Source organism: Neolewinella maritima (genome assembly GCF_923081025.1).
Classification (GTDB): Bacteria; Bacteroidota; Bacteroidia; order Chitinophagales; family Saprospiraceae; genus Neolewinella; species Neolewinella maritima.
Genome location: NZ_CAKLPZ010000007.1, coordinates 58662 through 67880, shown reverse-complemented (window position 1 = coordinate 67880; position 9219 = coordinate 58662). Strand labels below are relative to the sequence as shown.

The window sequence follows — 9219 nt, the reverse complement described above, 5'->3', positions numbered from 1 at the left end:
GAGCGGATCACCCGGCCTTGTTCGTACCCCACAGAGCGACCTCCAACTGTTCTGGAAGTACGTGGAGGCGGCTAAGCTGGTGGGGTAAACAGTAAGCTAGCGTAGCTCAGTTGGTAGAGCTACTGATTTGTACTCAGTAGGTCGGGAGTTCGATTCTCTCCGCTAGCTCCAACAAAAACACCCGCCGGACGTGAACTCCGACGGGCATTATTCACCGCTCAAAAGCACACTATACCATGAGCAGTTTTTCAAATGTAGCGCCTTCACTGGCCGATTTCAACCCCTATTCATCAGAAGCCGTAGCAGGAATGACCGGCACCCGTGTGGTGAAAGTTTCCCCTCCGCTTGCTGAAAAATGGCTAGCGTGGAATACCAAGAACCGGGCCATGTCCGCACACCACATTTCCCGTATGGCCAAGACGATGAGCCTAGGCAATTGGTGCCTCAATGGTCAGGCTATCGTACTGTCTGACGACGCTACCCTGTTGGATGGTCAGCACCGGCTTATGGCTGTTATCGAAAGCAAGTGTGACGTCTTGTTTGACGTTCGCTTCGGAGTGCCTAACGCCGCCATGCTCACCATCGACGAGGGGAAGAAGCGCAACGCTGCCGACGTGCTCCAGATTCAGGGTCTAAAGAACTCTACCACCGTAGCAGCAGCAGCGAAGCGTGTTATGCGCTACGATGCGGCACTAGTAGCAACCAACAGCGGGGACCGGAGCATCAATGCGACCAACCAGGAGGTAGCAGCGTGGGTAGCACAGAACCCCGGGATTGTAGACGTTGCAGCACAGGCCCATAAGCACTATGCAATGGTGAGCGATTCGCCGCTGTCCAGTGGCTACCTCGCTGCCTTCACGTTCATCTGCAATCGCTTGGATCGGTCCCTTGCGGCAGACTTCTACTTCCGGCTCGCTACGGGTGCCGGACTAGAAATCGACAGCGTGGTGTTCATGCTGCGCAACCGGCTCAATCAGGCTCGGAACAACTCTACCCTGAAGTTCTCTCCCGCCTACATTACCGGGCTTGTGGTCACGGCCTGGAACCATGAGCGGGAAGGAAACAGTGTAAGACAACTACGGTACACTGATCGGAAAGGTATCGTACCAGAATTTAAGTAAACATCGACTTTCTGCGGGGCAGTGTAGTGCTGCCCCGCCTTTAAAACAAGCAACATGCCACCACCTGCCCCCAAGCCATGCCATACACCTACCTAAGCTACCACGAAACCAGGGAAGAGGACTTTCAATCACCTGCCATTAACTCACTATGGGGCGAGATCAAGGACTACTACCCCCGGCTGGTCATTACTGAAAAGGTTATTCCGGTTGAGCGATACCTGCGCAAACCAAAGATGGTGGTCGTGTACAGCGTTTACGGCCTTCACACAGGGCGCACCCGCAAAGACTTCGCAGAGTCAGGCACTCAGCAAGTTGGGCTGGTCGCCTCCTTTTATAACAGTGATGAGCAGTGGAACGCAAACGCGATGGTACATTTCCTCAACGGGCTACGCGAAGCGGTGAAGCATCTGACCGAGCCGCAGACGAACTAACCATGAAAACCCCCAAGCACATCCGCATAGGCCAGCGCACCTACACTGTGTCGCTATCCAAGCGCGAAGGAACAAAGACGGCCTACGCGCCGGAAGGCTACGTGTACATATTCTGCTCCGATTGGGCCACGTCTACCCCTAGCCCGTTCCGCTGGCCTCCAATCGCCTACGACGTGACGTGGGAGGGGTCTACCGCACTACTCACTTCTAAAATTCAGCCCTCCCGATGATCTTCCTACTCTACTTCGCCACCGGCACCCTCATGGCCCTGTACGATTGGTGCTTCTCGAACCGCATCCGCAACCTCTGCGACCACGACTTCGTAGCCTACGGGAGCAATCCCAAGTTCGCCCCCGACCCCCTGTACCTGACCCTCAAGAATACGCTGACCTACGTGGCACTGTGGCCGGTTGTGGTGGTAGCGATCGTGATGGAACACTTCAACCTCTTGGACGAATGATGTACGCCTTTGCCGCCTACGTGGCCCTGGTTGTCCTGGTATCCTTCGTGTGGGCCTACTATCTATCGAGCGACTACTCCGATGACTGCTTCACCAACCTAAATAAAGACGAATGAGAACCCCCATACTAGCCCTAGCCGCCCTCGGAGCGGTCGCCCTTGCCAGCGTCACCTTCCACGCTGCTGCCGATCAGTACTACGCCTGGAGATACGCCCCTGAGCGTCGCAAGGGGGAAGACAGCGATTGGGACCATGGGCATGTGCCGACTATCGTAATCGGCGACGTGCCCGATGAACTACTTGCCATAATGGGTTTCGGACAGCCCCAACGCAATGCCTACCCCACCAAGCGCGAACAGCTCGAACTCGAAAAGGCCGAGGCGTTGGAGGAAGAGGACTACGAACGGGCAGCGGAGTTGCGTGATGAGATTAAAAAGCTGAAGTGATGAACGACACTAACCTAAAGACCAAAGTAGTCCACTCCCGCAGCAAGCCCGCCTGGAACGTGGTGGGTACGAGCCTGGGCGCAAAGCACATGGTTGCTAAAGTGCCCTATGAAGTAGGTAAGTACGGCGACACCCTCGAATACCTGAAGGGCGAAGCAAAAGAACACGCTGACTTTATTTCGCACTGCTTTAATCGGTCAGCTGATATTTGCGTGGCTGTCAAAAAACAACCCAAGTGATGGAAGAGACGAAACACTTAATTGGGTACAGGCGACTGTTGTCCTTGGCTAACAAAGCTGAAAAGTGCATGGACCCGGACAGCCCGAGCGCGAAACACTTTGCAGACCTTGCGCAAAGATACACGCAGGTGGTAGCTGCTCTGACCTGCCTGGTTCCTAATGCTCACCTTAGTAACGACAAGCTGGCTGAGTCAATCGCTCCGGAAGTTAAATCAGGAACCGTAGCGCACCTGGAACGCATAGGCTTTACGTGCGTGGACCAAGCGGGCTGCAAAGAATACCGGACCACCATAGGCGACACCGACATATCAGTAACCTCGTGGTCGGATAGCCCCGGCTACTCTATGGACCTAGTGTCAGGAGACGAATTTGATGTGCAAGCCATTAGCCTACTCACCGACGCCCCCGAAGCGGTTGTCGTCGGCCTAGCTGCTAGCCTTGCTGCTGCGATGCGCGAAGATCTGAAAAACGCCACCCATGATGAATAACCACGACCGCCCCTTATCCGATCTTTCTGTACAGCTAGATAAGATCCGCGCGGCCGGTTTTTTCCCCATTGGAGCAAGCCAGATGTACACCTACGACGTGTTCATCTTCGAGGAGCCTGATGAAGCAGAGGCGGCTTACAAGAAACTGGAAACGGATGCCGATGCACCAATCTCTGCTTTTTGGTACAGCCGCGAAGGTTGGGCCGAAGCCGTAGAGCACTATGAAGATGAGTACTGCCAAGTATTAACCCACTGGATTAACCCCACCACCCATGACTAAGCTACTCTTCCTCTTCCTCCTCCCTGCGTGTTTGGCCGGTCAGAGGACGCCGCTCCCCCGTGTAATCACTACTAGCACCGTTTCTCAATGGGGTGACGTATTCCACGACAACTGCGCCCCCTCCCGTCAATCCTTCGATGCTGAAGCCGCTGTGGTGTGTGAGGAGCGGGGGCACGCCTACGAAGGTGAGTGGGACTACAGCTATCCCGCCCGTACCGTCATTCAGGACAGCACGGGCGTGTCCTATCGGGTCGTTATACAACTAGTGGAAACGCACAAGTCCTGCGCCCGCTGCAACTATCGGTATGCGGATGCCGAGATGAAAGAACTCTCCCGCGAAGTCATATGGCGACGCGAACCCGACACCCTGCGACCTATCATAACCGGCCTACTGCCTACTGTGTGGCTAAAATCTGTACGATGAATAATGAAATGATTAACGATACCCAAGCTACCGAGAAAGTAAGTCTGTGGTGGTATTCCCTCAATATCTTTGTCCTGGGTGGCTGGGTCTTTGATGACCTGGGCCGCCTGTATGCCTATCTAACAGAGGCCGAAACCTACAGCCCCAGACAAATATTTATTCGTGTAGCTCTCATTGCAGTTGGCCTCATTCTTGCATACTGGTCATACAGTCTCGCCAATAAACAGTACGACAATGACTAACCCCAACATGTCACACACTGACGCCCTGCTGTTCGCACTCCGAGCCACGGCTATCATTGCCGCGCTAGTTTGTGTACGTCTCCTAGTTCCCCCTAACGACCTATTCAAGCCCCTAGCGCACGGTAACTGGCTGTGCTTCGTGTGGGGCCATGAGGAGGAACTAGAGTATTTACACACTAGCTACGAGATCGACCCGCAGGACCGTATCATAGCTTACGAGGACGCATACGGCGCTAAGTGCAAACGTGGCCATAGCCTAGGGGAATTTAATAAGCGCACAGATAGGCCATCAGACGAATCGGGTGTTGGGGGCCGACAGCTAGTGCGATCGGCGCGTAACTTTTGGCTAGAGGACCGCTACAACCGTCAGGCGATCCCCATCCGGCCAGGGGTAGATGTTTCACGACTTCACCGGGGCGAAGGTGTCATGCTGTTCACTGGCAACACAGAAAGCTACCATTGGTCGGACTACTATGTTATCGACAGTATAGGCGTAGATACGCTGTACTTAACGCCCCCTCCTGACAGCTTCGCCATGCCGGACACCATGCCCTACATAGAGATCACCTACACCGCAGAGGACGCCGCCTGGGGTAAATTCCAACGTGTCCAATGAGCCGCCTAACCTCTGCCCAATACCAAGCCCTACGCGACCGGAAAAACGCTAAAGCGATACAGGATAACCGCAAGGCCCTCCGGCGGGGCCCTGTGTCCCCTAAGCAGTCCGTACAGCCTAGTGTAGTGATCGGCATAGACCCTTCGGCGCGTACCTCAGGAACCGGCGTGTGTGTCATCAATGGGCGCTACGTATCGTTTGCCCCCAATATGCCCAACCTGGACGCTGTACTGCAATGGCTAGAGCATGAAGCCCCTAATCCGGCGCGGGTAGTGATCGAGAACTCCAACCTGCAAAACACGTCGTTCATCATGCAGGGGAGCAAGGCAGCAGTGGCAAAAATAGCGCGCAACGTAGGGCGCAACCAGGAGGCGTCACAGGCCATTGTCGATGCGGCACGGCGTATCTTTGGGGAGCAGTCGGTCACGGAGATTAGCCCCAAACAGAAGGGGAGCAAATGGTGTCAAAAGACAGCGGATGGGGTAGCGCAATCCTTGGGCCACACCCTACCTAAACGAATGAGCCAGGATAAGCGCGATGCGTATATGTTGGCGGTAAGAAAAGTAAAATGAAGAACAACTACTGGAAGGTCATCGTAGACAGGCACGACCCCGGGCAACTGCTGCTTATGTTGGCCCTATTTGTAATTACGGCTTACTGGACATTGACTAATGAGGGCTGGTGGGTTTTGCTTCCGCTCCCCTTTGCCGTAACGCTGCTGGCTATCATTACCTACCCGGCCGTAAGAAAGTTCCTGCGGCGCAACTTGGACCGCGATTCAGAGTTTTTTGATCCAGCAGGTGGGACTTATGGGCCGATATATGACCTATACATATACATTGCAGAACTTAGCGTTGGCAAAGACCATATCGCGTACACTCAAGCTGCAAGAGAGGTTAAGGATAAGGTAGACGAAATTGTAGCCCAAGGCAAGCACTATCAGTTTGGTCGTTCGACAATCATGTTTAGTGAATCGGTTAAGGATGCTATGCACCGGAGTATTTCGATAGAGTCTGACGGATACGGCTTGATACGGGTAATAACTTCTTTGCGGCCATGAACTCTTACCACAAGGCCCTGCACGACGCCATCTACCCGCCTACCTTTCGCACGAAGTACCTGTACCGGGTTCCCGGGTTCAAGTGGGTGTATGAGGTGGTGCGGCTTCCAGCCTTCATTCGTAAGGCGTCTACTATTCCCACAGAAGGCGGCTGTGACTTCTTTCTAAGTCAGTGTGAGCACAATAGTACATGGCCGTGGCGAGTGACTGCTAGTGTTGTTAAGCGAAGGAAAGAAGAACTAGCCGACCTAGCACGTCATGGCGAATGGGATAAGCATACAGGGCTATGCTTGGAGTGGAATAAGCCGAACGAGCCGGAACAAGCAATGGCACTACCCGAACCCGCCTTAACACTGCCTAAGATCCCCCTTGGTGCAGCCGGAGAGACTATATCTATTCCAGTTCACTGCCACGGTATGTTTGAGGAGGGGACGCTGTACGTTCGCCGATGTGACGGGGAACTATTGAAGGTCAAGTTATGAACCGCCAAATACCGTACACATTGCCCGGCCCCGTACCCGGCGAACCGACTAAACTAGGTGATATATGGCCCAGCAAATAATCAAACAACCCAACGGCAGATTCTGCGTGTGGGATAACGGAAGCTACTCGATGTGCTGTTTTAACGGTACGAAAGAGGAGATTTTAGACTTTTATGAGCGGCAGGTCCGTGAGAGCGTAGAGGACAAGGTGAGATCCGTGCGGGAGGACGTTTCCCTCCAAATGGATCGGATAGAGATGCATGGCCCGAGCCGCTTTGCGCGCAAGTGGGAAGATGTCAGGGGGGTGCTAACCTTGGAACAGGTGAGGGAATGCGAGTAATCATAGCCGGAAGCCGCACCTTCACAGACTACGACCTGCTAGTCAGCACCTGCGACCGCATCCTAGCTAATACGGAGGTCACCCACATCGTCAGCGGCGGCAACGGAACGAAGAAGGACGGTATTGCTACGCAAGGGGCTGACGCGATGGGGGAGCAGTACGCCGCCGAACGTGGGTATCTAGTGAAGCAGTTCCTGCCCGATTGGTCTAATGGTCCCAAGGGCGGGCCGGAGCGCAATGCACTGATGGCGGATAATGCAGACGCTCTCATAGCCTTTCACGACGGAAAGAGCAGAGGAACCGCCGATATGATACGCCGGGCCAAGGCGGCGGGGCTGAAGGTGCGGGTGGTAGCTTTTGTTTGAAATAGCGTATATTTGCTACGTGACAGACGCAGAGATTGCCTTAACATCGTTTGCCCAGGGCTTGACCCCCGATATGTTCCACCTCATGAAGAAGCTCATGCTCTCTACGGTGGCTATTGCAGACGAAGAGGCCATTCTAGCCGAACAGCCCACGCCGGAAGACCGCATGGAGTTGCAGTGTATCGGTAAGGCATGGGCGAGTTTCTGTGTAAGTGTTCGGGACCGGGGGCGGTCCAATTTGAACTAAGTGATCGAACAAGACGGGACGACGGAGGAGCAGGCGGAAAGTAAGCAGCTTACCCTATCGGAGTTGTCAGAGCGGCTGACCGACAAGCAACGCACTTTCGCTAAGGAGTACATTTTGGATCTAAACGCTACGCAGGCCGCAAAACGCGCGGGATACAGCGAAAAGACTGCCGTAGACATTGGGTGTGAGAACTTGAAAAAACCCAACATAACCCAATACATCGACGCCTTGCGAAACGACCTGTTTTCGGCTACGGGAATTACCGCCGCTAAGGTCGTTATGGAACACAAGAAAGCGGCCTTTACCGGCATGGGGCAATTCTTGGACGGGTGGGATATGGAGAAGGATTGGAACGATTTGCCCGAAGATGCTAAAGACATTCTCTCGGAGGTTACTGTTACGCGCACGGTAAACGAAGACGGTAGTCGTACCGTAGAACGGGTGCAAATGAAGCGTGTCAGCAAGACGGAAAGCCTCAAAGAGATCAGCAAAATCCTAGGCATCTACGCCCCCACGAAATCGGAGAACACGGTAGAGGCCAGTGTCAACCACACCGCAGACATCGACCTAGACGAATACCTGAAGTAGTGGGAGTAGCCCCGCTGTATAGAACGTTCGGCCCGCCGGTCAGCCCTACGCTGTACCGTACCGGCCCCAAGACGGCTAGACGGCGTAAGGTAAAGTTCACACCCCACGAAGGGCAAAAACAACTCCTACGGGGCCGCAAGCGATTCAACTACGTCAACTGTGGACGCCGGTTCGGTAAGACGAGCTTTGGCATCTTCCTACTGATGCACTACGCGCTCAAAGGGCGGCCCGTAGCATGGTTTAGCCCCAACTACAAAGATCTGTCCGAGATCTGGAAGATCACCAAGCGGGCCTTTGAGCAAGCCGGGCTGATCGCCAACAAGAACGAGCAGCTAAAGCAAATTGAGCTAACCAACGGTACGGTCATCGACTTTTGGAGCCTGTCGGACCTGGACAGCGGACGGGGCAGAAAGTATGCGCTCATCATTGTAGATGAGGTAGCTAAGATCCGAGGGTTTAAGGAAGCGTGGCAGCAAACCCTCCGCCCAACGCTTGCCGACTACAAGGGAATCGCGTGGCTGTTCTCTACACCCAAGGGGCGCAACAACGATTGGTACGAGGTCTGCACGAACCTTGGACCGGACGCGGCCTACTTCGAGGCGACTAGCTACATGAACCCCCACCTGGACAAATCGGAGATCGACGCGGCACGGGCGGAACTCCCCGAAGATGTATTCGCGCAGGAGTTCCTGGCTAAGTTCGTGGACATGTCCGAGGGGCTGTTCTTCACGGAGTGGGATAACCGCTTCGTGATGAATGGGAAGGAGCAGGTAAAGATTGACCCCACGTGGCCTTTATATATCACCTTTGACTTCAACATTGACCCCACCACGGCCCTGCTGTTTCAGGTCTACGATGAACTGGAAGGCGGTATCTTCTTCCTGGAGGAGCACATGGTCACCGGTGGCACCGAACGGCTTTGTGCGGACCTTCAGGTGTACGTAGACCACCCCAGTCTGCTGTTCGTGACCGGGGACCACTCCGGCAACCACGGCAGCACCGCAGCGGGCCTACTACCGGGGGGGGAGTACAACACGGACTACGAGATTATTAAGCGACAACTGAAGATCAACGATAGCCAGCTCATCGACACGCGTACCCCCAACAAGCGGCACATCCTAAGCCGGGGGCTTATCAACTACGCGCTAAAGAACGAGCTGGTCTGGATCAACGAAAGCTGTTCCCAGCTCATTACTGATATATCCACCGCCGTACCCACATCGAACGGGAAGCTACTCAAGGACCGCAAGTTCTTCAAGAACGACGCCCTGGACGCTTTTCGCTACGGGGTACATACCCAGGCCATGGAAGGGGTAGAATCACTACGCAGGCTAAAAGAACTGACCACATGGAGTACAGAGGAGTAACGTTCCATTTTCGCCGGACGCTCT

The 9219-nt window shown here is 54.5% G+C and carries 14 protein-coding genes and 1 tRNA gene; all 15 read left to right on the top strand.

What is annotated here, in order from left to right; translation table 11 throughout:
* Positions 1 to 95 precede the first annotated feature (95 nt).
* A tRNA-Thr gene (locus MJQ68_RS17865) sits at positions 96 to 171 on the top strand.
* Between the two features lie 239 nt (positions 172 to 410).
* Positions 411 to 1121, top strand: a complete 711-nt coding sequence (locus tag MJQ68_RS17860; RefSeq protein WP_238752533.1) for a hypothetical protein — start codon at positions 411 to 413, stop codon at positions 1119 to 1121.
* A 77-nt stretch (positions 1122 to 1198) separates the two neighbouring features.
* Positions 1199 to 1552 carry a hypothetical protein gene (locus tag MJQ68_RS17855; RefSeq protein ID WP_238752532.1) on the top strand — a complete coding sequence of 118 codons (354 nt, stop codon included), beginning with the start codon at positions 1199 to 1201 and terminating at the stop codon, positions 1550 to 1552.
* A 226-nt stretch (positions 1553 to 1778) separates the two neighbouring features.
* A complete protein-coding gene (locus MJQ68_RS17850) occupies positions 1779 to 2012 on the top strand; it encodes a hypothetical protein (protein ID WP_238752531.1) in 234 nt (77 codons plus the stop codon).
* A gap of 112 nt (positions 2013 to 2124) precedes the next feature.
* A complete protein-coding gene (locus MJQ68_RS17845; RefSeq protein WP_238752530.1) occupies positions 2125 to 2457 on the top strand; it encodes a UvrB/UvrC motif-containing protein in 333 nt (110 codons plus the stop codon).
* Positions 2457 to 2696 (top strand): hypothetical protein, encoded by a 240-nt coding sequence (locus MJQ68_RS17840; RefSeq protein ID WP_238752529.1) that lies wholly within the window; start codon positions 2457 to 2459, stop codon positions 2694 to 2696. The genes MJQ68_RS17845 and MJQ68_RS17840 overlap by 1 nt, the downstream gene beginning before the upstream one ends.
* Positions 2696 to 3184, top strand: coding sequence for a hypothetical protein (locus MJQ68_RS17835; protein ID WP_238752528.1), 489 nt, complete (start codon positions 2696 to 2698; stop codon positions 3182 to 3184). Before MJQ68_RS17840 ends, MJQ68_RS17835 begins: the two co-directional genes overlap by 1 nt.
* Positions 3174 to 3464, top strand: a complete 291-nt coding sequence (locus tag MJQ68_RS17830) for a hypothetical protein (RefSeq protein ID WP_238752527.1) — start codon at positions 3174 to 3176, stop codon at positions 3462 to 3464. Before MJQ68_RS17835 ends, MJQ68_RS17830 begins: the two co-directional genes overlap by 11 nt.
* 420 nt (positions 3465 to 3884) lie before the next feature.
* Complete coding sequence (locus MJQ68_RS17825) at positions 3885 to 4130, top strand: hypothetical protein (protein ID WP_238752526.1); 246 nt, start codon at positions 3885 to 3887, stop codon at positions 4128 to 4130.
* A 741-nt stretch (positions 4131 to 4871) separates the two neighbouring features.
* Positions 4872 to 5318: a hypothetical protein gene (locus MJQ68_RS17820; RefSeq protein WP_238752525.1), complete on the top strand. Its 447-nt coding sequence runs from the start codon at positions 4872 to 4874 to the stop codon at positions 5316 to 5318.
* The gene (locus tag MJQ68_RS17815; protein ID WP_238752524.1) at positions 5315 to 5806 is read left to right on the top strand and encodes a hypothetical protein; all 492 of its coding nucleotides are present in this window, start codon (positions 5315 to 5317) and stop codon (positions 5804 to 5806) included. The genes MJQ68_RS17820 and MJQ68_RS17815 overlap by 4 nt, the downstream gene beginning before the upstream one ends.
* 812 nt (positions 5807 to 6618) lie before the next feature.
* Positions 6619 to 6993 (top strand): DUF2493 domain-containing protein, encoded by a 375-nt coding sequence (locus tag MJQ68_RS17810; protein WP_238752523.1) that lies wholly within the window; start codon positions 6619 to 6621, stop codon positions 6991 to 6993.
* Positions 6994 to 7078: 85 nt separating this feature from the next.
* Positions 7079 to 7240, top strand: coding sequence for a hypothetical protein (locus MJQ68_RS17805; RefSeq protein ID WP_238752522.1), 162 nt, complete (start codon positions 7079 to 7081; stop codon positions 7238 to 7240).
* On the top strand, positions 7241 to 7828 hold the full coding sequence (locus tag MJQ68_RS17800; protein ID WP_238752521.1) for a terminase small subunit: 588 nt from the start codon (positions 7241 to 7243) through the stop codon (positions 7826 to 7828). It begins immediately after the preceding gene.
* Positions 7828 to 9195: a terminase large subunit domain-containing protein gene (locus MJQ68_RS17795; RefSeq protein WP_238752520.1), complete on the top strand. Its 1368-nt coding sequence runs from the start codon at positions 7828 to 7830 to the stop codon at positions 9193 to 9195. The genes MJQ68_RS17800 and MJQ68_RS17795 overlap by 1 nt, the downstream gene beginning before the upstream one ends.
* The last annotated feature ends 24 nt before the right edge of the window (positions 9196 to 9219 follow it).